We start from the raw sequence: 23,279 nt of genomic DNA, 5'->3' as shown, positions 1-23,279 counted from the left end.
GAATGAGAAGAGTGATCTGGTGCAAATCATAAGAAATTCACATCAATTTTTCTTTCTGGGTGCGATGTTGCTTTCTATATTTTTGATTAGCGGCTGCGGCAATGGATTGGATTCCTTCAATGATCCAAAATCGCTGATGAAGACTCCACAAATGACAACAGAGAGAGAAAATCTACTCAGTGTTATTCAAGGAGAGCTTCCTGAAGGTTCTACGATTACCCAGCCCAGAGAGATGTCAAATAAAATTATTCAAAAAGATTTAAATAATGACGGCATCATGGAGGCAGTTGTTTTTTATGATCTGCCTGATGATCCTGAAGTAAAGATTCGCGGAATGCTGCTTGAGAAACAGGGAGATACATGGGTCAAGAAGTTGACTTTTGACGGGATAGGTTCTGTTCTTAATTCCTTTCGTCTGCAAGAGATCACAGGGGATGAAGGACTCGAAATTTTGGCTGGATTCTCAAGCGGGGTAGAACAGAATGCGCAAAACTGGCTTGTCTCCTACACTTATAAAGGTGGAACTTTGCAGAAAATACTAGAGATGCCTTATTCAAAATACGTAATTATGGATGAGTTTCGTAATCCCCTGGATTTAAATGGTGATGGGATTCATGACCTCACAATCATGAATATCCTGCCGACGACAGGACAAGGGACGATAACGGTATATCAATATAACGATGGAAGTTTTGAAGTGCTCGACAAAATGACGATTGATACGAAGATGCGGGATTTCTATAATGTATCCGCAGGAAAAATATCCAAGAACAAGACAGGGATTATTCTGGATATTGCGCTTGATGCTTCGAATTCTTATTCTGATTTAATCTATATGGAAGATAATCAATTGGTTGAGGCTTTTAAAGGAACAGATATTACGTTTAAACCTAGACGGATATTAAGTGAAGATATTAACAATGATGGTATTGTGGAATTCGGTTTGCTTGAAGAACCGCCAGGGTGGGAACATTTTGTAGATAGTGAAAAACTATACTTCTATTCTTTTTATCAATGGAATGGTGAAGATGGTCTAACCTTTATCATGCAGCAATATCGGGATGATCAGGATCGTTTTTATTTCAACTTGAAACCTGAACAATATGGGAATGTTACACTTGATACGAAGTCAGTGAAGGATAAATATTTACGCTTTAAATTGGCAGATACGGATGAAACGGTTGCTGAGATTCAGTTTTTCTCACTGGACAGCTGGGAACGGGTAAAAGACGAATGGAAACAAATCGTTCGTTCCAGTAATCAGGTAATAGGGTACAGATTGCCAAAACAAGCCGGTCAAAACACACCAAGTAATAATTTGCTTACAGATCCGGAACAGGAAGGAATGATTATAGAATGAGTAAAGTACTGATTATGGAAGATGAGGAGTCCATCCGCAGTTTTATCGTACTGAATTTAAAAAGAAATGGTTTTGACGTCTTGGAAGCGGCGGATGGTCTTGAGGCAATGAAGATCATTAATGCGGTAAGCGATATTGATATTGCGCTTCTTGATGTCATGGTACCTGGAATTGACGGGTTTGAAGTGTGCCGCCGTATTCGTGAAACCAATGAACGAATCGGGATTATCTTTTTAACAGCAAAAGTTCAGGAGCAGGATAAAGTATATGCTTTATCTGTGGGGGCTGACGATCATGTAAGTAAACCCTTTAGTCCGACCGAGCTCATTGCACGTATACAGTCTTTGTTGCGACGAGTGAATGTACACCGGGAAACAGCGGCCAAAGTTACCTTTGAATCAGGTCCGTTCTCACTTGACCTCATATCCAAGCAGTTTAAAAGAAATGGGCAGCCCATTGAACTAACACCGACAGAGTTTTCTCTTGTACAATTCTTCCTTGAAAAAGAAAACACACCTCTGAGCCGGGATGTACTTCTAGATCATGTGTGGGGTAAAGAGTACATGGGAGATCCTAAAATTGTAGATGTAAACATAAGACGACTACGTCAAAAAATTGAAGGCAACCCTTCTGAGCCGGAATTTCTCCAAACGGTTTGGGGGCATGGCTACAAGTGGAAAGGTAGAGCTTAATGATGAAAGGCATTCGCAGGCAAATTGTTCTGCAGTATTTTATTCTTGTTCTGCTTGCGCTGCTTTTGATTGAATCCATCTTTCTGGTTGCGATGCAGAAGTACTACTACGATAGTATATATAACTACATTGAGTCTAACTCTAAAAATGTAATCAGATATTACAATTCATCATTTATAGACAGCAGTAACGAGAGTTCGTTCATATCCAATCTCATGTATTATCTTAAACTCGAAAATACATCGCTTGAAATTCTGGATACCGAGGGCCGTGTACTTGCTCTTTCCTCTGGTTTTGAATCAGATCGGGTAGTCCAGACAAGTGATGTCCCGCAGGCACTTAAAGGCAGTACGGGCCGCTGGATAGGTAAGGATGTAATCACAGGCGAGTCTGTGATGGCGGTATCCACCAAAATAGATTATGGTAACGATAATGTATATATTGCTCGGTATGTAACAAGTATGGAGCGAGTGAATAATGCTCTAGTCGATATTTTAGTATGGTCAGGGCTGATCGTTGTAGGGGTACTTGTGTTAGTCTTTACAATTAGTATCGGACTTGCAAATTCCATTGTAAGACCGATCAATATCATTACTGCCGCCTCGGCAGAGATGGCAAAAGGCCGCTTTGATGTCCGAATTGAAGGGGACTATAAATATGAGATTGGTGAGCTTTCTTCTACCTTGAATTATATGGCTGAGGAAATTGTGCGCAGTAATCAAGTGAAGGATGATTTCATTTCTTCCATTTCTCATGAACTTCGTACTCCGCTGACAAGTATAAAAGGCTGGAATGAAACACTTGAATCAGGCGGGTATGATCCAGAAGAAACAAAAATGGGTCTTAAGATCATATCAAAAGAAACAAACCGGCTTATTGGGCTAGTTGAGGAACTGCTCGATTTCTCTAAATTGCAACAAAATGAGATGAAGATGGTCAAAGGTACGGTTAGTGTTCGAGAAGTATTACAAGAGATCATGCTGAATGTATGGGCCAAAGCAGAACAAAAACAAATCAAACTAAGACTCAGTGCAGAAGAGGAAGATTATTTAATTCTTGGTGACGGCAACCGATTAAAACAAGTCTTTCTTAATGTGATTGACAATGCAATTAAATTTTCTCATATGAATACTTGGATCGATATTACGATCAAACGTGAGCAAGATCAGGTAGTTGTCATTGTTCAAGATACAGGAATCGGGATCAGTGAAGAACATCTTGAGCGTGTGAAAGATCGATTCTATCAAGTTGATCATCAGCATGGAGGAACTGGGCTAGGTCTAGCCATTAGTCAGCAGCTGATTGAGCTTCATGGCGGTACGCTTCAGATGGAAAGTGAACTTGGAAATGGAACAACGGTGACAGTCAAACTTCCTGCTTTAACCCAGGAAGAACACTTCGAATCTGATATAGATCCTGAAGTAGTCTAAGGGGAGCGGTAGAGGATAATGATGCAAGATTTAAAAGTAATCAAAACAAAAGAAGAGCCGGATGGCATCATTAGACTGGTACAAGCGACGCCTAATCAAGCGGAAGAGATGAGAGCCCTGCTTGTTGAAGCGGCAGAGTGGATGGTCGGTAATGACCTTAGACACTGGACACCCGATCTATTTACCCTAGATTCTATTCTCCAATATTTCGATAATCGAGATATTTATATGGCTTACTTGAATGAGTCCCCGGCCGGATTATTCACTCTGCAAGGAGATGATCCTGCTTATTGGGGGGCGCTTAATGATGAGGCTTATGGTTATCTGCATCGGTTGACCTTAGGCAGAACATATCGCAAGCGGGGACTAAGCAGCTGGATGATTGATGCAGCGGAAGAGATTGTTATTGCTGCAGGAAAAAGAGGCTTGCGTCTCGATTGCATCACCCATAGTCCGAAACTGAATGATTTTTATCAAGGGCTGGGATTCACTCACCTGGGTGTGACAGATATGGGAGATCGAAAAGTAAACCTATATCAAAGATAACGTTAAAGAGGAAAATATACTACAAAAAGAGCATCCCAATTATGGGATGCTCTTTTTGTTCAAAGATGGTATGATGAAAATAATCTTTTTTAGGTCTAAGTTGTTCGTAGCTGTCCTGCTTTCTCGTACACGTCTTTGAGAAGACGGTTTGTTCGAACAGAAGGCTTACCAGCGACTGTTTCTCCAGGACCAATGACAACAATTTCATCTAGACTGCCTTTGATTACTGCTCCATCTCTAATGATCGCTCCCTCACCGATAATGGCACGATCTATGGTGACATTACGTCCAATGCGAGCATTAGGCATGATTACACTTTCTTTAACTGTGGAATTTCTACCAATCTCTGCACCGTAGAAGATAACAGAACGATCAGAATTTCCTTCCATGTAGCAATGATCATGGACGATAGAATTTTTGGATAATGTTGCTTTTTGTCTATAACCAGTTAGCTTTGTACGTCCTTGACGTGAATACATAGGCCATGCCTTTAGTTCTTCTTTCGTCAAGTTCACTCCGTTTAATACATCCATATGGGCATCCCATAAGGATTGCACAGTACCAACATCTTTCCAATATCCTTCAAAGTTATATACATAAAGCGGATCTTGTCCCTTCAGCATTGAAGGAATGATATCCTTGCCAAAGTCATGACTAGACTCCGTAGAAGCCGCATCTTGAATCAAATGCTTTTTTAGGTGCTTCCAGTTAAACACATAAATACCCATAGAAGCCAGGTTGCTTTCCGGTTGAGCTGGTTTTTCAACAAACTCAGTCACACGCATGTCTTCATTGGTATTCAATACTCCAAAGCGATGAGCTTCATTCCAAGGTACTTCTATTACTGCAATGGTAGCTAATGCTTTTTTTTCCTCATGGTATTTCAGAACCTTTCGATAATCCATTTGATAAATATGGTCACCAGACAAAATAAGGACGTTCTCTGGATCTTGTGCATCGATGTATTCAATATTTTTATAGATAGCATCTGCCGTTCCGCAGTACTCATCTGAACCTGTATTCCAAGAAGGAAGAAGAGTAACTCCCTTATCCTTAGTTGTATTTAATTTCCAAGGTTCGCCTTTACCAATGTGTCCATGTAAAGATTCTGCCTCGTACTGTGTTAGGACTCCCACCGTGTCAATACCTGAATTTACGCAGTTACTGAGAGGAAAATCAATGATTCGATAATTACCGCCGAAGTGGACAGCGGGTTTTGCTATTTTCGATGTCAGTGGAGCAAGACGCTTCCCTTCTCCTCCTGCCAATAACATGGCGATACATTCTTTTTTAGCCATTAGTATTTCCCTCCCATAGTATGTTTCCGTGATAGGTTATTAAACGGAGCCCAGCATAGATGAATCACTATTTTCTGAAAAAAGCTAAAAAATGTAATTTATATTTCGTTTAGCTATTTTTCATTTTCATAATGGAGAAAATGGGGTAATAATGTTTTTATAGTGTTTATTCTATTTTAAAAAGAAGGTGATCTCTTTGATTGAAAACAATGTACCGAAAACCTTTATTTCTTCGGAAGATATTTATTTGTTTCACGAAGGAACTTCACATTTTAGTTACCATTTTCTCGGAGCTCATCCGGTTCAGGAAGACGGAGTATCAGGCTATCGTTTCACAGTCTGGGCACCCAATGCTTCAAAAGTAGGCCTTGCTCTTGATCGCAATGGTTATCACGGTCTGGGAGAAGCGGATATATTATATAAGATACCCGATTCTGGGCTTTGGACTCGTTTTTTTCCTGACATCGATGAAGGAACATTTTACAAATATCATATTCTCACCTCTGATAATGAATCTTTGCTTAGAGCTGACCCTTATGCTTTCCATGCAGAAGTAAGGCCGAGTACAGCTTCCATTACCTCCAAGATCGAAGGTTATAAGTGGAAGGACTCATCCTGGAGACGTAAGCGTAAAGAGATATATCAAAAACCGCTCAATATCTATGAGATGCATTTTGGGACATGGAAACAAAAAGAGACAGGGGAGTTCTATACATATGCTGAAATGCCTGAGTTATTAATCCCTTATTTGAAAGAAATGTCTTACACTCATGTAGAGTTTATGCCAATAACGGAACATCCATACGATTTGTCATGGGGATATCAGAATACCGGATATTATGCTCCGACAAGCCGATATGGGACGCCACATGATTTGATGTACCTGATTGATCAGCTACATCAAGCGGGGATCGGTGTTATTTTGGACTGGGTACCTGCACATTTCGCTAAAGATGCCCACGGACTTCGGATGTTTGATGGAACCCCATTGTTTGAGTATGCAGATCCCCTTAAGGCGGAAAAACCGGGTTGGGGAACTCTGAGTTTTGATTACTCCAAACCGGAGGTACGCTCGTTTCTTATATCTAATGCGCTTTACTGGATGGATATGTACCATATTGATGGTCTGCGTATTGATGCAGTAACAAGTATGCTGAAGTTGGACTTTGAAAAAGCAGAAGGCCAGTATTGTCTTAACGACAAAGGTACGAATGAAAACGTGGAAGCCATTGAATTTATTAAACAATTAAATGAAACGGTTTTTCATTATTACCCTGCAGCGTTAATGATGGCGGAAGAATCTAGTTCCTGGTCACAAGTAACAAGTCCTGTATATGCGGGTGGACTCGGCTTTAACTATAAGTGGAACATGGGATGGATGAATGATACGCTTGAGTATTTTGAAACCGATTTTTCGGAGCGTCCTGCCAGACATAATTTATTAACTTTCCCTTCGGTATATGCTTATAGTGAGAACCATTTACTGCCGCTGTCACACGATGAAGTGGTGCATGGCAAGAAATCTCTTCTTAATAAAATGCCGGGAGATTACGAACAAAAATTTGCGGGTCTGCGTGCATTGCTCGGTTATTTTATCACTTCTCCTGGTAAGAAACTGCTCTTTATGGGTGGAGAGTTTGGTCAATTCATTGAATGGAAGGATGAAGAACCTCTAGATTGGTTTTTGCTTGACTATGAGAGCCACCGAAAGATTCTTCATTTCTCCAAATCATTAAATGAATTTTATATCCAAGAAAAAGGATTATGGGAATTGGATCATAGTACCGATGGATTTGAATGGATCTCGGCAGATGATCGGTCTCAAAGTGTTCTTTCTTTTGTAAGAAAAGGGAAAAAACCAGGTGACTCCCTAATCGTACTTATTAACCTGCAACCTGTATCCCGTTCTCATTATAGAGTGGGTGTACATCGTTCTGGTTCATATACAGAGGTGTTCAATAGTGATCGAGTTAATTTTGGCGGACAAGGTCTTCTTAATGAAGAAGTGCGCACTGAAAAGATCAGCTATCATGGACAGCCGAATAGTATGGAGGTCACCTTGCCACCTCTAAGTATTGTTATTTTCAAGAAGACACCCAGAAGCAAACGTGCTTCCGTAAAGGATGAGCCAGTCTTGAATACCGCTTCAAAATCAAAACAGAAAGACAGGAAAAAGGCAGAAACCATAGAAACAAAGAAACCTAGAAGACAAACAAAAAAAATAAAAGATGGTGAACCATCCTTGTAAAAGGAAGATACAACGGGTTAAGTAAGGCACAATAAGGAGGAAGCAAGTAATGAATGTATTATATGTCGCAGCAGAGGGTCATCCATTCATAAAAACAGGAGGACTTGCCGATGTGATTGGTGCTTTGCCCCAGGCGCTCATTAAAGAGGGAGTAGATGTGCAGGTCATTTTACCCAAGTACAAACAGATCCCTGAGCGCTATAAAGAACAGATGGAGCCTGTTGAAGTGACAGAAGTTTATGTTGGCTGGCGCAAACAGTATTGCGGCGTTGAGCAACTTATTCATCAAGGTGTTACCTTTTACTTCATAGATAATGAGTACTACTTTGGCAGAGACGGAATTTATGGTTATATCGATGATGGTGAACGATTTGCGTTCTTTAACCGGGCTGTTCTCGAAATCATTCCTTTCTTGAATTTTAATCCAGATGTCATCCACTGTCATGACTGGCATTCAGCTATGATTCCTTTGCTCAAGAAGGCGCATTTCGATCATATCGCAGCCTATCAGTCCATAAAAACAGTATTCACCATTCATAATCTGCTGTATCAAGGTGTATTCCCTTATGAAGTACACAGTGATTTGCTTGCACTGGACAGCCGTTATTTCACCTCCGAAGGTGTAGAGTATTATGGCAACCTGAATTTCATGAAAGCAGGATTAGTCTACTCTGATCATGTTACGACCGTAAGCCCAACCTATGCAGAAGAGATCAAAACACCTCATTATGGATATGGTTTGGATGGGCTCCTGCGTTCTATAGAAGGTAAATTGACAGGGATCGTTAACGGTATAGACACAGATAGTTATAATCCTGCGACGGATGATCAACTGGCTAAAACCTATGATATGCAGCAGATCGAGAAAAAAGTGAAAAATAAAATTGCGCTTCAAAAAGAACTTGGAATACCTGTCAAACCAGAAGTTCCTGTGATTGCCATGGTGACTCGCCTTGTGGAATCAAAAGGTCTTGAACTCGTAACCAGAGTTCTTGATGAATTATTATATTATGATGATGTACAGTTTATTCTTCTGGGAACAGGAGAAGGAGAATTCGAGCACTGGTTCCGTGAAGCGGAGAAACGCCATCCTCTAAAAATGTCGGCTCAGATTCGTTTTAATGAGGGATTGTCGAGAAGATTCTATGCGGGAAGCGATATGTTCCTGATGCCTTCTAGTTTTGAACCCTGCGGAATTAGTCAGTTGTTAGCTTTGCAATATGGAAGTATTCCTATCGTAAGGGAGACGGGCGGACTGAATGATACGGTAGAGGCTTACAATGAATTTACTGGGGAAGGAACCGGATTTACGTTTACCAACTTTAATGCTCATGACATGCTTTATACGATTCGGCGTGCAGAGTCATTCTACAGCCAGCCTGAACATTGGAAGAAGCTTATGAATAACGCAATGAGCGGTGATTACAGCTGGGAAGTTTCTGCGAGAGAATATTTAGATATTTACAAACAAATAACGAAATAAAGTATGGAAAATAAAAGAAGGGTCTTTTTGCCAAGATGGCAAGAGGTCCCTTCTGCTTGTTTCTATTTTCATTTCCATAAAAATTACTACTACGTGTTATGCATTGCGCCGAAATTCATCTTGAATAGAAGCGAGGAGATCCGGCTGTGATATGACATCATAAGCAGTGCCTGCCAAAGCTTTTGCACCAAGAATCATAGCATCAAGAGCTTGGTCTTTCATGGCAAGGTCCCTGAATTCAATGGAATGCAGCGCGTGTTTTTCATCAATGATTTTGATGTATGGATGGATAGAAGGAACACGTAGAGAGACATTTCCCATATCCATTGAGCCATGATCTTCTCCTGTGACAATCTCTTTCTCATCGATACCGAGTTCTACAAGGTTTGCTGAGAATACGTCAGACAAGGTTTCATTTGTATACATTTCATCATAGGAAGTTTCATAATTTGAAGTTTTGAGTGTGCATCCCGTTTGGAGAGCAGAACCTTCTGCAATTTGTATAACACGTTTCGTTAAGATATCAAGTTCTTTACGTGTTGCTGCACGTACATAAAATTGAGCAGAAGCGTAATCTGGAATGATATTAGCTGCCTCTCCGCCATGGTTAATAACACCGTGGATTCGAACTGTGCTTTTCACTTGTTGACGGAAGGCATTGATTCCATTAAAAGTTTGGATCACGGCATCTAGTGCATTAATTCCCTCGTGAGGAGTAGCCGCAGCATGAGAGGATTTACCGAAAAATTCAAATTGAACAGCATCAATCGCAAGGGATTTTCCTGACTTTTCAAAAGCATAAAATGGATGAGTCATCATTGCAACATCGCAATCATCAAATAGTCCAGCTGCAGCCATAGGAACTTTCGCCCCTCTTGTTTCTTCTGCCGGGGTACCAAATACTTTAATTGAGCCGCCAATCGTATCAATAACCGATTTTAAACCAACCGCTGCACCTAAACCCATCATACAGATCAAGTGATGCCCGCAAGCATGTCCGATTTCTGGAAGTGCATCATACTCACATAATAAAGCAACTTTTGGGCCAGGTTTAGAAGATGTATAGGTACCAATGAATGCAGTATCGAGACCTAGCACAGGTGCCTCCACTTCGAAACCATGATAAATCAGTTCTTCTTTCAGACGCTTGCTGGCAAGAAATTCTTCATTTCCGAGCTCAGGATTCGCACCAATATATAATGAGATTTCTTTAAACCGGGAACTATATTGATTAATAGTGTCATTTATCATTTGTTTGTTCATAAGTCTCTCCCTTTGATTATGATTTGTCGATTCATGGATGTATACTTAAAAATCGTATATACATTATAGCACTAGCTTTTAGAAACGTCTTGTCATTCAGGGGAATCAATGGAAAACTATGAAAATAGAAAGAAAACTCGTTGCATATTCATACATTTTCACTTATAATAGTTCAATCTTATAAAAAATGATCTAGATTCAGCTAAGGAGAGACAGAAGTTGAAAAAAACAGTTCGTATACTTATGTTATTGATGTGTATTGTCTTGTTGCTTCCGGCCGGAATGGCTACCGTTTATGCAACCGACAATGAAAACAGCAAGGAAACGCTGGTTCTAGGAACAAGTGCAGATTTCCCGCCTTATGAATTTCATAAAACAATTGATGGACAAGACCAGATTGTCGGTTTTGACATTGAAATAGCAAAAGCCATTGCTGAAAAAATGGGCGCAGAACTTGTAATTGAAGATATGGGATTTGACAGTTTGCTGCCAGCCCTTCAAAGCGGTAGAGTTGACCTTGTAATATCAGGAATGACGCCTACGGAAAAGCGTAGACAAAGTATCGATTTCTCTGATTTTTACTACAAAGCAAGTCAGGTGGTCTTAGTTCGAAGTGAGGATTCGGATAAGTATCAAACAATGACAGATTTAGAAGGTACTACCATAGGGATTCAAAAAGGTACCATTCAGGAGAGTATTGCTCAAGGAATCAATAACGCGAAGCTAGTATCGCTTGATAAAATAGGCGACCTTATCCTTCAGCTCGAAACTGAACGTGTTAATGCTGTAATTGTAGAAGACACGGTTGCAAAAGGTTATTTAAACAATAAAATTGTGATCGCTGGAGCAACTCCAGAAGAAACAGAATCGGCAGCAGCGATCGGGGTTGCTAAAGGAAACACAGAACTCTTAGAAGTTATTAATGCCACAATCGCTGAACTGAAAGTGGACAATGGAATTGAGAAAATGGTAAAAGAAGCGAGTCTGCTCGCATCAGGTAACCAAAAAGATCGTAATATATTTACGATTGCTTATGAATTCCGTCATTATTATGCGAAGGGTATTGGTTATACCCTGTTATTATCTGCGCTCGGCGTTATTTTCGGTTTTCTAATTGGCTTAATTATTACGATAATTCGAATGTCGGCATTCAGAGTCCTTAGATGGATCGGTACGGCTTACGTAGAAGTATTACGCGGAACACCAATGCTGGTACAGTTAATGATTATGCATTATGGACTCGCACTCGTATTTGGTCTTAATCTATCACCGCTGCAATCAGGGGTTATTACTCTTTCGATCAATAGTTCAGCCTATTTGGCCGAGATCTTCAGAGCAGGGATTCAAGGAGTGGATAAGGGGCAGATGGAAGCTGCACGTTCCCTTGGAATGAAACGAAGTGCTGCACTTCGTCACATCATTCTTCCTCAAGCCTTAAAATCGGTTCTGCCTGCGATCGGTAATGAGTTTATTACCATTATTAAAGAATCATCCATCATTTCGATTATCGGTATGGCTGACATTATGTACCAAGCTAATTCAATCAGAAATATCACGTATGCAGGTCTAAGTCCTTACATCATCGCAGCAGCTATTTACTTTGTTCTAACCTTCATGCTTTCCAAGCTGCTAAGTCTATTCGAAAGGAAGTTGAGTGCTAGTGATAAGCGTTAAAAATTTGCATAAATCGTTCGGAAAACTAGATATTCTTAAAGGGATCGATATTGAGATCGCTAAGGGCGAAGTGGTTGTTGTCATTGGCCCATCCGGTTCAGGGAAAAGTACCTTTTTACGCTGTATCAACCTGCTGGAAGTACCGACAGATGGAGAAATTTTATTTGAAGGTGCATCCATAACGAACCCAAAACACGATATCAATTCAACTCGTGAAAAAATGGGCATGGTGTTCCAGCACTTTAATCTTTTTCCGCATAAAACGGTAGGTCAAAACATTACACTTGCGCCGACCATCGTGAAAAATGTACCTGCTGAAGAAGCAAATAAGATCGCTGATGATCTGCTGAAGACGGTAGGTTTGGCCGATAAGAAAGATATCTATCCGAACCAGCTTTCTGGGGGACAAAAACAACGGATTGCCATCGCAAGAGCGCTTGCGATGCAACCTCATGTGATGCTATTTGATGAACCAACATCAGCACTGGACCCAGAAATGGTTGGGGAAGTACTTGATGTGATGAAAAAACTCGCCGAAGGCGGAATGACGATGGTCATTGTTACTCATGAAATGGGATTTGCTCGTGAAGTGGGGGACCGTATTGTATTTATGGATGGCGGTAAAATCGTCGAGGAAGGTACTCCAGACGAAGTATTTGGTAACCCGCAGCATCCTCGTACTCAAGACTTCTTAAGTAAAGTACTATAATTATTTAATAGATTAGGTATGTAAAAGCTTTCTTTGCATGAATTTTATTCATGCAAAGAAAGCTTTTTTGTATGTTTACTCCGAAGTAATAACAAAGTGGTAACTATTACATGCGCACAGGTTACAAATTTGTGATATATTAGCTACATCTTACGACAAACAACTAGAGAAGCTTCTACATGAAGAAGCTAGCTATAGGAGGAAAACATGTTTAAACGTTTCAAAAAAACTTCTACACTAGCAGCTGCTTTGCTAGGTATTAGTTTAATGGCACAAAGTGTTCCCGCTCATGCAGAGCAAGTATATGTAGCTAAAGAGGGGGATACATTCTATAAACTATCTCAAAGATACGACATTGATTTAGAGACTTTGATGAACGCGAATAAAAGCATTTCACCATATAATATTTATGAAGGATTAAAATTGACTCTTCCAACAATTAATGCACAGAGTTCTTCCGGTAGTAATTCAATAACAGCAAGTCTAAATGTGGACAGCAGCAATAGAGTGGTGGAAGCGTGGGGGAAAACATTTAACTACAGCGAAACTTTAAATGTAAAAGCGACAGCATATTCTGCTGATCCCGCTGAAAATGGCGGCTATGGAGCGGTGGATTACTTTGGTAACCCGCTTGAACTAGGTACGATTGCTGTAGATCCTTCCGTCATTCCACTCGGAACAAAGGTTCTAGTTACAGGTCATTCGCACGATAACCTGCCAGATCAAGCATTTGTTGCTACAGCTACCGATATTGGTGGAGCTATTAAGGGCAACAAGATTGATATTTTTATCCCAGGAAGTAAAAGTTCCGTTGCGAAGTTTGGTATTCAAGATGTCAAACTCTATATAATTGAATAGATTGATAATGGTAAAGTAAGAAGCACCTGTGTATATTGATTTCATTACACAGGTGCCTTTTTATTTTGATTTTTCAATTCCTAACAGTTCAGGTACGGTGACTAGTTCGTATCCTTGGTTCTTCAGAGCCTTAATGACTTCAGGTAAAGCATCAATTGTCCCTTGAAGTTTCGATCCATGTCCGCCACCCCCATGTTGAAGCACAATTGCACCAGGCCGGGTATTAGAGAGAATGTTCGTTAACACTTGTTCTTTGTTTAGTCCTTTCCAATCTAAAGAATCGACATTCCAATTCACAATTCGGTACTTGTGTTCAGCCGCCCATATGAGTTGTTCTTCTGTGATTTCACCATATGGCGGACGAATTGTTTTTGGAATATATCCTGTAATTGGGAGAATAGCTTGCTCCGTTTTTTTGATTTCTGATTTAAAAGCAGACATTGATATTTTATTGAAATCCGGATGAGTAAAGCTGTGATTACCAATGACATGTCCTTCATCATGAATTCGTTTAGCAAGTTTGGGATGATTCAGTACTCTTTGACCATTCACAAAAAAAGTGGCTTTTACCCCGTACTCTTTTAAAACATCTAATATTTGCGGAGTGAATCTTGGATCGGGTACATCGTCAAATGTTAAAGCAATTCTTTTGACATTAGGCCCATTCGTAACGAATGTACTTTTATATTTCTTTCGAAGCTGGCCAAGTGTAAGTTTTGATTTCTCATCTACTTTCTTCTGAGGTTCTTTTACAGTAGGAAGTTCTTTCGTAAATGAATCCAGCTCAGAGAATGGATTTTCTATCTTTTTATTATCCTCCGGAGCGTTAATGTATGTATGACCCAGTATGTCTGCTGCAACAGTTTGCGAAAAATATAGCAGAAGGATACCGGTTATTAAAGTAAATGCAACAATAGAACAAACGACGCGTTTCATGTAAGCATAACTCCTTATATTTGTGATTATCGTTACGAAAACAGCCTGGAATTACATCATGAGTATTCGTATGTTATTGCCTAGACTGAGCTAAATTATTCTTACATAAGCTATCTTGGCATTCTGTTCATTTCCATTCATGAAATAAATGAAACTTCATGAATCACTGATCCGTATAAGGTAATTAGATGTATAAGTTTTAATGAGTTAACAAATTGCTTCAAATTGATTTAAGGTAATGATTCAATTGATTTAAGGTAATGATTCATTACCGAGCAAATGAGTATATTAAGTAAAAGAAAACATATACGGGAGGAATTTTATAATGTCTCTATTTAAAAGATTTCGTGATTTGACCATGTCCAATATTAATTCTCTGATTGACAAAGCGGAAGATCCAATTAAAATGACCGATCAATATATTCGTGACATGCAGAAGGATCTGGAAGATGCGGAGAAAGCAGTAGCTGCACAAATTGCCATTGAGAAGAAATTTAAAGCTTTATATGAAGAGCAGGAAGCACTCGTGAAGAAAAGAGAAGAACAAGCACATACGGCTGCTAAAGCACAAAATATTGATCTTGCTCGTCGTGCTCTCGAAGAAAAGAAAAATGCAGAAGCAAAACTTACGGAATACAAAGCAAGCTTTGAACAGAATAAAGCTTCTGCAGACAATCTCCGTTCCAAACTGGAGCAAATGCGTAAACAATTGACGGAAATGAAGAACAAGAGAGAGACATTGGTAGCTCGTTATAATGCAGCCAAAGCTCAGACAGAAATTAACAAAGCAATGAGTGGTTTTGGATCCGATACGGCTGCATCTGGTATGAAGCGTATGGAAGAAAAAATGCTTCAAGCGGAAGCTCATGCAGAAGCAAGTAACGAAATGAACAGCAAAGAAAAATCACTGGATGAAGAATTTGAAAACATGGGGAAAGACAAGGAAGTAGAAGACGAACTGGCAGCTTTGCTGAAACAGTACGAGAATAAATAACAATCATGAGTATGATAAAAAATGAATAAAGTGAGTGTAAGCTTTATTCCATGTGACGGAGGGGAAACGACGCAGTTTCTCCTTCGTTTTTCATGAGGGAGCTATCTGTCACTATTGGAGGATGTTATATCTAATGGAATTTATGGATATCGTACGCATGCTGGTATGGACAGGTTCAGGAGCAGTACTGCTGTTTATTCTCATGTATGTTGATTCATTATTTACGAAGTACAAAGATTTTACAGAAGTAAAAGCAGGCAATATGGCGGTGACAACAAGGCTTATTATGAAGTTGTTTGCACAGGGCTATATTTTATCCTCGTCTATTTCGGTATCTTATCATTTAGGAGACGCACTTATTGTATCCGTCGTTTCATTTATTATTTTACTTGTGATCGAAGGTGTTGTGCACACCATGATTCGCCAGTTTGCTTCTTTTGACATAGACGGTGGGATGCAAAAAGGGAAGATTGGCTATGGACTGTTCTCCGGTACACTTCACTTAGTAGGGGCACTAATCATCTCAGCCTCTCTGTAACCGAGTTATTCCAACTAGAAATAGGAGTTCGATGAATGATGAGTATATGGAAAAGAGTAACGAATTTATTATCTAAACCCAAACCTTCTGCTCCAGAGAAAAGTATGTTACAGCTGAATCCGGGCGATATATGCGAGGTTTCTCTTGTTACTTATGAAGTAACGGGGAAAGTGCAAAACCGAGGGAGAAATGCGGCTTTGCTTACACTGAAAGACGGAAATACAATTGCGTATTTATATATTGAAGAAAGAGAACGTCTGATCTATGCATTATATACCCCTATAGATGGAAGACTGGATCATCCAGAGGAAGTACCGACAACGATCGAACTGGATGACAGAGAATATCATTTAGAAGAACAATATGCGGGTCATGTAATGACAGCAGGAAAGACACCATTTTCTCAAAATGGGGAACAACATGTATGGCAGTTTCAGTCGGATGATAATCATCTCTTACGTATTGAATGGCAGAACGGTCGATTTATGCTGTATGAAGGAGAAGATATCCTCCCGGCAGATGTAAAAGTTATTCGGGCAACCTAGGAGAGGTTATTCATGAACAAGCGTTTTTGGCACATCTTAAAAATCACACTGGTCCTCAGTTTATTTGTCTCTCTGTTATCAGGCTGCGGCGCACCTGCTGTGAAAGATACGTACCCGCTTGAATCGGTGAACAGCAGTGGTAATTCAACTTCCTATGTATACCGTGCGGCGAATCTTACGGTTCCGGAAGTAGCCGATGAACTGATGGAAGATCGAACTCCGGACGAAGTGTCACCCGTGGATACAGAGCGAATGTTTCTTTTGTATCCAAATGAGCTCTACCATTTGCAACAAGATCCGGATCAGCCGGAAGATACACTGATCGAGGTTGATTCTAAAGAATATGTACAGCGTAATTATAGTTCTTCTTTCTTACAGGGATATATTACGGCTTCTATTCTGGACAGCATCTTTGATGTAATGCGAGGCTCGGGCAACTACAGGGGATACACTTCCTCTAAAACATATACACCGACTCAGGGCCAATACAGGACAGCTACAGACAATGATAAAAAAATTGCCCCGCCGCTAACTACGAAACGCAGTGGTTCCATTATTCGCAGAGGGCTTGGCGAATCAGCGAACACGAAAAAAACGGACAACGGCAGTATTCTTAATCGGGACACTTCTTCTTCAAGCTCGTCGACCAAAGGGAAGATTGAAAGAGGAAAAAGCAGTGGATCGAGCATTTTCAGCTCACCAAAGAAAAGCACGAGACCGAAGACGAAGATCGGTTCAGGCCGAATATCAAGACGAAGATAGAAGAATGTTAAAACCCGGATACCTTGCAGTGTCCGGGTTTTTTGTTTTATCATTTGGCTTTGCGTACATGTCTAGATTTCTTGGATTTAGGAATGACGGTAGCTGGCTGTTTACGTATCCATTTAACGTAGGAGGCAATCTTTGGTGCTTGTAGAAGCGCTTCAATCGTAGTCAGTCCGAGTACAACTAACTCTCGATTGGTAAATAAATGATGGATCTGTTTATGGCATGGAATACATAGATCTGCTGTAGGCTTGTCTTTTCCGCCTTCTTCCCGAGGAGTGAGATGATGTACGGTCGTAACGGGAACTTTTCTTTTGCAAAGAGCACAGGTGTGTTCTTCATTCTGAGATGGCATCGCCTTCACCTCCTTTTTGTAGCGTGAGATAAAAAAGCATACAATATGCATGTATAGCTTATTTAATCAAAACAGTATATGGACCATACTCGCTTCTTTCCTTTCTTGCAACGGGGAAGAGATGGAGATACACTTTATTCAAGTAGATAAAAGCAAGGAGAAAATGACATGAGTAATTATAAAACCAATCCAAAATTTAATCGAAAAGCCATCCAGGTAGAAGCTGCGCAGCAGCTTGTAGCAAATAAGGTGAAATTAATCGAGACAGAACAGGTAAGGATCGAGGATGTGCATGGCCGCATTATTGCTCAAGATATAATCGCACCGCATCCTTATCCTTTCTTTAGAAGATCAGGAATGGATGGATATGCTGTCCGAAGTGCGGACATTAGTACAGCTAGCAGTGATCAAACGGTTCAACTTGCGATTATTGACGAAATTCCCTGCGGTTATTCCTCACAGAAGGAAATTGTGGAAGGAACCGCTGCGCGTATTATGACAGGTGCTGAGGTTCCATTCGGAGCGGATGCCGTTGTTATGCTTGAAGCGACAGAATTGTGCGAGGTAGAAGGAAAACCATATGTAGTATTTAAACGTCCCACAACGCAGGGAGCAAATATTACGCCTGTGGGTCTCGAAGTGTCAGAAGGCGATTTACTTGTAAAAAAAGGCACCTTGATTACTGCAGGAGAAATCTCGGTTCTGGCCACGTTCGGTATTCATCAAGTGCCTGTTTTTAGAAAACCTCAAGTGGGGATTTTTGCTACAGGAACTGAACTACTCGGAATTGATGAAGAATTAGAGCCAGGAAAAATACGCAACAGTAACAGCTATATGCTTCAATCCTTGGTGAGGGAAGCGGGAGGCGAGCCTCATTTACTTGGTGCGATAGTGGATGAATTGGAGCTGGCTGAGCAAAAACTGCAGGAAGCTTTATCAACCTATGATGTTGTCATCACTACAGGCGGTGTATCCGTTGGAGATTATGATATTATGGGGGATCTAGTTCGGCAGGATGAGGTAGAAATGTTATTCAATAAAGTAACCATGCGCCCAGGAAGTGTAACGACCGCTGCGTTTATTCAGAATAAACTACTGTTTGCCTTATCGGGTAATCCGGGTGCTTGTTTTGTTGGATTTGAACTTTTTGTACGTCCGGCACTGCAGCTGATGCAAGCCTCAGCACACCCTTATCTTCAGCGGTGGACTGCGTTTTTAGGTTCAGATTATAGCAAAGTAAATAACTTTACGCGGTTTGTCCGTGGAAAGGTAGAAATAAAGAATGGACAAGTATTTGCTTTCCCAGCGAAAGTAGATGAATCCAGTGCCATGGTGACGATTAAGGACAGTGATTGTCTAATTATCATTCCTCCTGACAAGAAAGGTTTACAAGCGGGCGATGCCGTGGAAATTTTAAAGCTCGGAAGATGATGATCGAATAGAATCTGTGGTGATATCCCTGTAATGCTGAAGGTGTAATGAAAAACATAAAAGCTGCCCGAAAGGGCAGCCTTAGATGCAATATATGAAAGTTATTAAATGAGAGTAAAAGAGTCTAATCTACTCTTCGCTCAATCGCTTCAGACATCGTTTTATCTGTGAGATGCGCGTAAACCTCTGTTGTTTCCGTAGAAGCATGTCCGAGTTGTTCCTTTGTTTTGTAAATATCATTTTGTAAATAATAATCGGTGGCAAAAGAATGTCGTAATTTATGGACTGTTAAATACGGCTTGCCAAAGCCTTTTGCGTACTTGATAATCATCGCTTGAATCGCACGTTTTGTCATTCGTTTCCCTTCTTTTTGACCATTGGGGACGGTGACAAAAAGTGCTTTTTCTTTTTTGGGAGTGCGATACCGCAGAGTACGAAGTTCCATATAGTTTAGAAGATCATCTTTAGCCTGTTCTCGGTAATAGACGGGATTCTTAAACGTTTCATCGTTATTCCCTTTTCGGTATACATAGAGAACCTTATTATTCAAATCAAGATCATCGATGTTCAGATTTACAATCTCTGAGACGCGAAGTCCTGAATTTAGAATTAAACTGGCAATACAAGCATCACGCTCTTTGTTCATCTCATGGGAATATAGAGCTTGTTTATTTTTCTCCATATCCTTTGCGTACCCTTCTAAAATATAACCAATGAACTCAAGAAGTTCATCTTCCTCTAGGATTTTTCCTTTCAGCTTAGCTGCCGTATCTTTTGGTTTGTGAACTCGTTTGATTTCGACTTTAGCCATAATATTTCTTTTAAGAAGGGGGTAAAATTCTTCATCTTCGGCAATTTGGCTGAGATAATGGAACAAAGACCGGAGTGAAGATAATTTACGGGACACGGTAATCCGAGAGTTTGCTCCTTCTCTTTTGGTCGTTAGATAAATACGATATCCCGTAATACTTTCCATGCGCAGCATCTCGAGTTCTTTTAAAGTCACTCCTGTATTTGATTCGGCTTCAGACAGACCTTCAGCCCTTAGCCAAGTGAAGAACATATCATAATCTCGAACATACTCCAGCAGCGTGGAAGGAGAGAGGTCTGGTAGTTTGTAATCAATGAACTGCTGAACATACCAGGGCATCGTGACTACACGTTCATCAAGTCTACGACGATCGGTTTCCTTTTGAATATTCATATTTCGTACGCCCCTTACTATTTCTATTGTCTTCTTTAGGAGTAAGAACAAGTGTCCTTATTTTACCACATTCGCTAGGGTTATGACTTGCTCGGTCTGAACCAAAGCTTTATAGTTACTTTATATGAAGAAAATAGAGGTGATATGATATGGAACTAAGCCTCATTATGGTACCGCGTGAACAAAAACAAGTAATACGTCATCTTATGCAGTTCTATTTATATGATTTTACGAAGTATCTTGATATTGATGTTGATTCTTATGGTGTTTTTCCTGACTATCCGAATCTTGATGATTACTGGACTCATACGGACAAGTATCCTTTTCTCATTAAAAATGGCTCTTCTCCCGCAGGTTTTGCACTAGTGGACAAGCTTTCCGGTAAAAAGGATGGCGACTTTTATATGACTGAGTTTTTTGTCATGCAAAAATATCGCCGCAGCGGAGTAGGAACTTGGGCAGCAAATGAACTATTCAGCCGCTTTCAAGGGGAATGGAAAGTTTCACAGGTGAGGACGAATATGGTAGCCCAAGCCTTCTGGCGTAAAGTAATTGGCGGTTATACCAATGGGCAGTTTCGGGAGAAATTCCATCCAGAATCGGGCAACCCAAGTCAACATTTTGTAACCTAAAGAGTAGAGCAAAATAAAGAGATTTTCTTTGACAGATCGGCTGCTGAAGAGGATCTCTTTTTGGTTCATATTAAACAGAGTTATAAAAATTAAATATATGAAAAATTCACATTAGATAATAAGCGCATCTTAAAGTCCAGTGGTATGAATCACACTATATTTATGTCTTATTCAGGTTTAAAAGAGGGAAATTCATTCAATGTGAATCTACAGTAAAGGAGAGAGAAAAGATTAGATACTCATTATCTTGGAGAATATCGCTTACAAGTGGTCTCCTAATGGCCGAAGCTTGCCTTGTTTCTTAAAAAATCATTGTTTAAGCATGAAAAGTAATATACTATATTTATATGAAAAAAATTACATAGAAAAGAGTGTCTGCGATGAATTCAGGAAAAAGTGATATTTCTAGGTTAAGTACCTTATGAAACATAAATTATTCTTAGTAAAAGGTTTATTACTTACTGTAGTTCTTATACTTTTACTAGTTGGCTGTAGTAGCAAAAATAATCTTATAGAACAGAATGATGATTATTTAACCATAACAACTACGACCTATATTCAGCCTGATCTAGATGAAATGACAACGTCCATCTACAAGTACGCTCCTAAAACAAAAGAACTAATAGAAATATTTAATTTCCCATATACATCACAGTATCCATTAGGTGCTTTCAGTTCTAATGATAAAATTGTTTATTATACTAAGACCGATGATAACAAGCATGATCAAATATTTAGTTATAATCTAGAGACAAAAGAAGAAACCAAGTTAACAACCAATTTACGTGCTGTGAATCAAATCATACCTACTAAGGAAAAAGTTTTTTTTATTGCTTCTTCAAATAGGGTGTTACGTTTAGGAATGTTGGATAAACAGAGTGGTATGATTTCATATTGGGGAGATGAAGATACCAACGTTGAAACGATAACGATAAATCCAGATACAGAAAAATTATATATTTCCGCTTTTTCTTATAGTCAAGATCGTGAGGTTATAGAAAAGCAATTTGGTTCCGATGAAAATAAATATTCTATGCCTTTATTTTCTGTCTATGAAACCGATTTTAAATTTACGGATACACAGCAGCTCTTTTCAGAGCATGCTTGGATAAAAATTCTGATGGTAAATTGGATAGATAATAAGATAATTGCTATTTATGACAAAGAATATAATTCTGAAGAAAAATCGAAAGCTGTATCCATTCATGCTAGTTCCCATGAGTTAGAAGAGTTCATATTACCGCCTGAAAGAATGCAAGTAGATGGAGCAAGTTTTTCAGTTGATGGAAAAGGTCTATATGTTACATCGGTGATAAATGATAAAAGAGGTGTCTATTATTATGATTTCGAATCTAAAGAATACACGCCAGTTTTTATATCTGAGGATGGTTTCATTAATAATTTCCAATTGATTTTAAGTACTCAGTAACAGTGACACATTGCTGTGAGACGATGTAAAGAGACTGTTATAGTACACTAATATCGGTCCATAAGTATGTAACAAATAGGCGTAGTGCAAGGGACTTCAACCTCTGCACTACGCCTAGCTTTTTATCATGACAATACACTTACTATTATACTTACTATTTGCAAATAACTGAAATCAGTTTATCCCAACGAACAGCTTCAACTTGTTCCGGAAAGTCTGGCTCACGCCCACCTACGGCAAGAGCATACCCGGGATCAATCCTATATTGCTTAAAATACCAGCGGGTATCTAGTTTACCCGAACGATAAAACTTTACGTTATTATTCTCTTTGTTATTATGCTCTTGATTTTGCTCCCTGAATTCAAACGAAAAAGAGTCAAGTGGGATCGAGAGCCCCGAACCTTCTGCTTTTATATAACTTTCCTTTAGCGTCCACAGTTCGTAAAAAAGAGATTGCTGCTGTTCCTCGTTTTGTTCCCGAAGCAAGCTGACTTCAGAAGGAGTAAAGAAACGCTCGGCAATAGAAATATCCACGGGATTAGCCTTCGTCTCCATATCGATTCCAACCGGCTTGTTAGCAAAAGCGGCTACGACCCAGTCCCCAGAATGAGAGATGTTATAGTGATATGAAGGATACTCTGCAAGTTCCGGTTTACCATAAGCATTATATTTCTTAACAAGCTCAGAGGGGGAGATTCCCCACCGCTCCAAAGCATGTTTTTGCAGAAGGAGTTCACCGCAAAGGGTGCGCAGCTGATCTTCTGGCTGACGAAACTTCTGAATCTTAGCTTGCAGCTGAGCATTCATGAAGGGTAAGATTTGCATCCAGTCTTTACCTGATTCTAATATGGGACGGAGATACACAGACCAAATATCCATCGTCACACC

At 39.8% G+C, this 23,279-nt stretch carries 22 protein-coding genes; 16 read left to right on the top strand and 6 right to left on the bottom strand.

The annotated features are described in order from the left end of the window. The first annotated feature begins 19 nt into the window (after window positions 1-19). The 4 genes from GQY27_RS02385 to GQY27_RS02370 are packed head-to-tail and all read left to right on the top strand — an operon-like array spanning window position 20 to window position 4,028. Window positions 20-1,360 (top strand): hypothetical protein, encoded by a 1,341-nt coding sequence (locus GQY27_RS02385; protein WP_160031897.1) that lies wholly within the window; start codon window positions 20-22, stop codon window positions 1,358-1,360. Beyond that, the gene (locus GQY27_RS02380) at window positions 1,357-2,052 is read left to right on the top strand and encodes a response regulator transcription factor (RefSeq protein WP_160031896.1); all 696 of its coding nucleotides are present in this window, start codon (window positions 1,357-1,359) and stop codon (window positions 2,050-2,052) included. Before GQY27_RS02385 ends, GQY27_RS02380 begins: the two co-directional genes overlap by 4 nt. Further along, window positions 2,052-3,482, top strand: coding sequence for a sensor histidine kinase (locus GQY27_RS02375; RefSeq protein WP_160031895.1), 1,431 nt, complete (start codon window positions 2,052-2,054; stop codon window positions 3,480-3,482). Before GQY27_RS02380 ends, GQY27_RS02375 begins: the two co-directional genes overlap by 1 nt. Window positions 3,483-3,500: 18 nt before the next feature. After that, complete coding sequence (locus GQY27_RS02370) at window positions 3,501-4,028, top strand: GNAT family N-acetyltransferase (protein WP_160031894.1); 528 nt, start codon at window positions 3,501-3,503, stop codon at window positions 4,026-4,028. A 95-nt stretch (window positions 4,029-4,123) separates the two neighbouring features. Here the strand turns inward: GQY27_RS02370 and GQY27_RS02365 are convergent, their stop codons facing one another. Continuing rightward, the gene (locus GQY27_RS02365) at window positions 4,124-5,326 is read right to left on the bottom strand and encodes a glucose-1-phosphate adenylyltransferase (RefSeq protein WP_160031893.1); all 1,203 of its coding nucleotides are present in this window, start codon (window positions 5,324-5,326) and stop codon (window positions 4,124-4,126) included. A 199-nt stretch (window positions 5,327-5,525) separates the two neighbouring features. Between GQY27_RS02365 and glgB the strand changes: the two genes are divergently transcribed. Continuing rightward, complete coding sequence (gene glgB / locus GQY27_RS02360; RefSeq protein ID WP_442950873.1) at window positions 5,526-7,574, top strand: 1,4-alpha-glucan branching protein GlgB; 2,049 nt, start codon at window positions 5,526-5,528, stop codon at window positions 7,572-7,574. Between the two features lie 49 nt (window positions 7,575-7,623). Then, the gene (gene glgA / locus GQY27_RS02355; RefSeq protein WP_160031891.1) at window positions 7,624-9,057 is read left to right on the top strand and encodes a glycogen synthase GlgA; all 1,434 of its coding nucleotides are present in this window, start codon (window positions 7,624-7,626) and stop codon (window positions 9,055-9,057) included. Between the two features lie 96 nt (window positions 9,058-9,153). On the opposite strand, the gene GQY27_RS02350 is transcribed toward glgA, so the two are convergent. Next, complete coding sequence (locus tag GQY27_RS02350) at window positions 9,154-10,320, bottom strand: M20 family metallopeptidase (protein WP_160031890.1); 1,167 nt, start codon at window positions 10,318-10,320, stop codon at window positions 9,154-9,156. 219 nt (window positions 10,321-10,539) lie between these two features. Here GQY27_RS02350 and GQY27_RS02345 point away from each other — a divergent pair, with 219 nt between their 5' ends. The 3 genes from GQY27_RS02345 (at window position 10,540) to GQY27_RS02335 (ending at window position 13,561) form a co-directional block, all read left to right on the top strand. Next, window positions 10,540-11,994, top strand: a complete 1,455-nt coding sequence (locus GQY27_RS02345) for an ABC transporter substrate-binding protein/permease (protein WP_442950870.1) — start codon at window positions 10,540-10,542, stop codon at window positions 11,992-11,994. Then, window positions 11,981-12,703 carry an amino acid ABC transporter ATP-binding protein gene (locus GQY27_RS02340; protein ID WP_160031889.1) on the top strand — a complete coding sequence of 241 codons (723 nt, stop codon included), beginning with the start codon at window positions 11,981-11,983 and terminating at the stop codon, window positions 12,701-12,703. The genes GQY27_RS02345 and GQY27_RS02340 overlap by 14 nt, the downstream gene beginning before the upstream one ends. 207 nt (window positions 12,704-12,910) lie before the next feature. Next, entirely contained in the window at window positions 12,911-13,561 is a 651-nt protein-coding gene (locus GQY27_RS02335; protein WP_160031888.1) for a 3D domain-containing protein, read from the top strand. A gap of 60 nt (window positions 13,562-13,621) precedes the next feature. Here the strand turns inward: GQY27_RS02335 and GQY27_RS02330 are convergent, their stop codons facing one another. Further along, the gene (locus tag GQY27_RS02330; protein ID WP_160031887.1) at window positions 13,622-14,497 is read right to left on the bottom strand and encodes a polysaccharide deacetylase family protein; all 876 of its coding nucleotides are present in this window, start codon (window positions 14,495-14,497) and stop codon (window positions 13,622-13,624) included. A gap of 325 nt (window positions 14,498-14,822) precedes the next feature. Between GQY27_RS02330 and GQY27_RS02325 the strand changes: the two genes are divergently transcribed. From GQY27_RS02325 to GQY27_RS02310, 4 genes are all read left to right on the top strand, one after another. Beyond that, on the top strand, window positions 14,823-15,491 hold the full coding sequence (locus GQY27_RS02325) for a PspA/IM30 family protein (protein ID WP_160031886.1): 669 nt from the start codon (window positions 14,823-14,825) through the stop codon (window positions 15,489-15,491). A gap of 133 nt (window positions 15,492-15,624) precedes the next feature. Continuing rightward, complete coding sequence (locus GQY27_RS02320) at window positions 15,625-16,029, top strand: DUF350 domain-containing protein (protein WP_160031885.1); 405 nt, start codon at window positions 15,625-15,627, stop codon at window positions 16,027-16,029. Between the two features lie 38 nt (window positions 16,030-16,067). Continuing rightward, window positions 16,068-16,574: a DUF4178 domain-containing protein gene (locus tag GQY27_RS02315; RefSeq protein ID WP_160032043.1), complete on the top strand. Its 507-nt coding sequence runs from the start codon at window positions 16,068-16,070 to the stop codon at window positions 16,572-16,574. A 12-nt stretch (window positions 16,575-16,586) separates the two neighbouring features. After that, window positions 16,587-17,336, top strand: coding sequence for a DUF4247 domain-containing protein (locus GQY27_RS02310; RefSeq protein WP_160031884.1), 750 nt, complete (start codon window positions 16,587-16,589; stop codon window positions 17,334-17,336). Between the two features lie 49 nt (window positions 17,337-17,385). Here GQY27_RS02310 and GQY27_RS02305 read toward each other — a convergent pair whose 3' ends face one another. Then, window positions 17,386-17,694, bottom strand: coding sequence for an HNH endonuclease (locus GQY27_RS02305; protein WP_160031883.1), 309 nt, complete (start codon window positions 17,692-17,694; stop codon window positions 17,386-17,388). Between the two features lie 168 nt (window positions 17,695-17,862). Here GQY27_RS02305 and GQY27_RS02300 point away from each other — a divergent pair, with 168 nt between their 5' ends. Beyond that, window positions 17,863-19,125: a molybdopterin molybdotransferase MoeA gene (locus tag GQY27_RS02300; RefSeq protein ID WP_160031882.1), complete on the top strand. Its 1,263-nt coding sequence runs from the start codon at window positions 17,863-17,865 to the stop codon at window positions 19,123-19,125. Between the two features lie 124 nt (window positions 19,126-19,249). Here the strand turns inward: GQY27_RS02300 and xerS are convergent, their stop codons facing one another. Then, window positions 19,250-20,329, bottom strand: coding sequence for a tyrosine recombinase XerS (xerS, locus tag GQY27_RS02295; RefSeq protein WP_160031881.1), 1,080 nt, complete (start codon window positions 20,327-20,329; stop codon window positions 19,250-19,252). A gap of 149 nt (window positions 20,330-20,478) precedes the next feature. Here xerS and GQY27_RS02290 point away from each other — a divergent pair, with 149 nt between their 5' ends. Together GQY27_RS02290 and GQY27_RS02285 are read left to right on the top strand one after the other, a co-directional pair. After that, window positions 20,479-20,961: a GNAT family N-acetyltransferase gene (locus GQY27_RS02290; protein WP_160031880.1), complete on the top strand. Its 483-nt coding sequence runs from the start codon at window positions 20,479-20,481 to the stop codon at window positions 20,959-20,961. 421 nt (window positions 20,962-21,382) lie between these two features. Next, complete coding sequence (locus GQY27_RS02285; protein WP_160031879.1) at window positions 21,383-22,390, top strand: TolB-like translocation protein; 1,008 nt, start codon at window positions 21,383-21,385, stop codon at window positions 22,388-22,390. A gap of 154 nt (window positions 22,391-22,544) precedes the next feature. On the opposite strand, the gene GQY27_RS02280 is transcribed toward GQY27_RS02285, so the two are convergent. Beyond that, window positions 22,545-23,270 (bottom strand): 4'-phosphopantetheinyl transferase family protein, encoded by a 726-nt coding sequence (locus GQY27_RS02280; RefSeq protein ID WP_160031878.1) that lies wholly within the window; start codon window positions 23,268-23,270, stop codon window positions 22,545-22,547. Window positions 23,271-23,279 lie beyond the last annotated feature (9 nt).

The sequence above is a fragment of the Paenibacillus sp. An7 genome (assembly GCF_009870785.1).
In the GTDB taxonomy this organism is placed as follows: domain Bacteria; phylum Bacillota; class Bacilli; order Paenibacillales; family Paenibacillaceae; genus Paenibacillus.
This window is presented reverse-complemented; position numbering and strand designations above follow the sequence as displayed.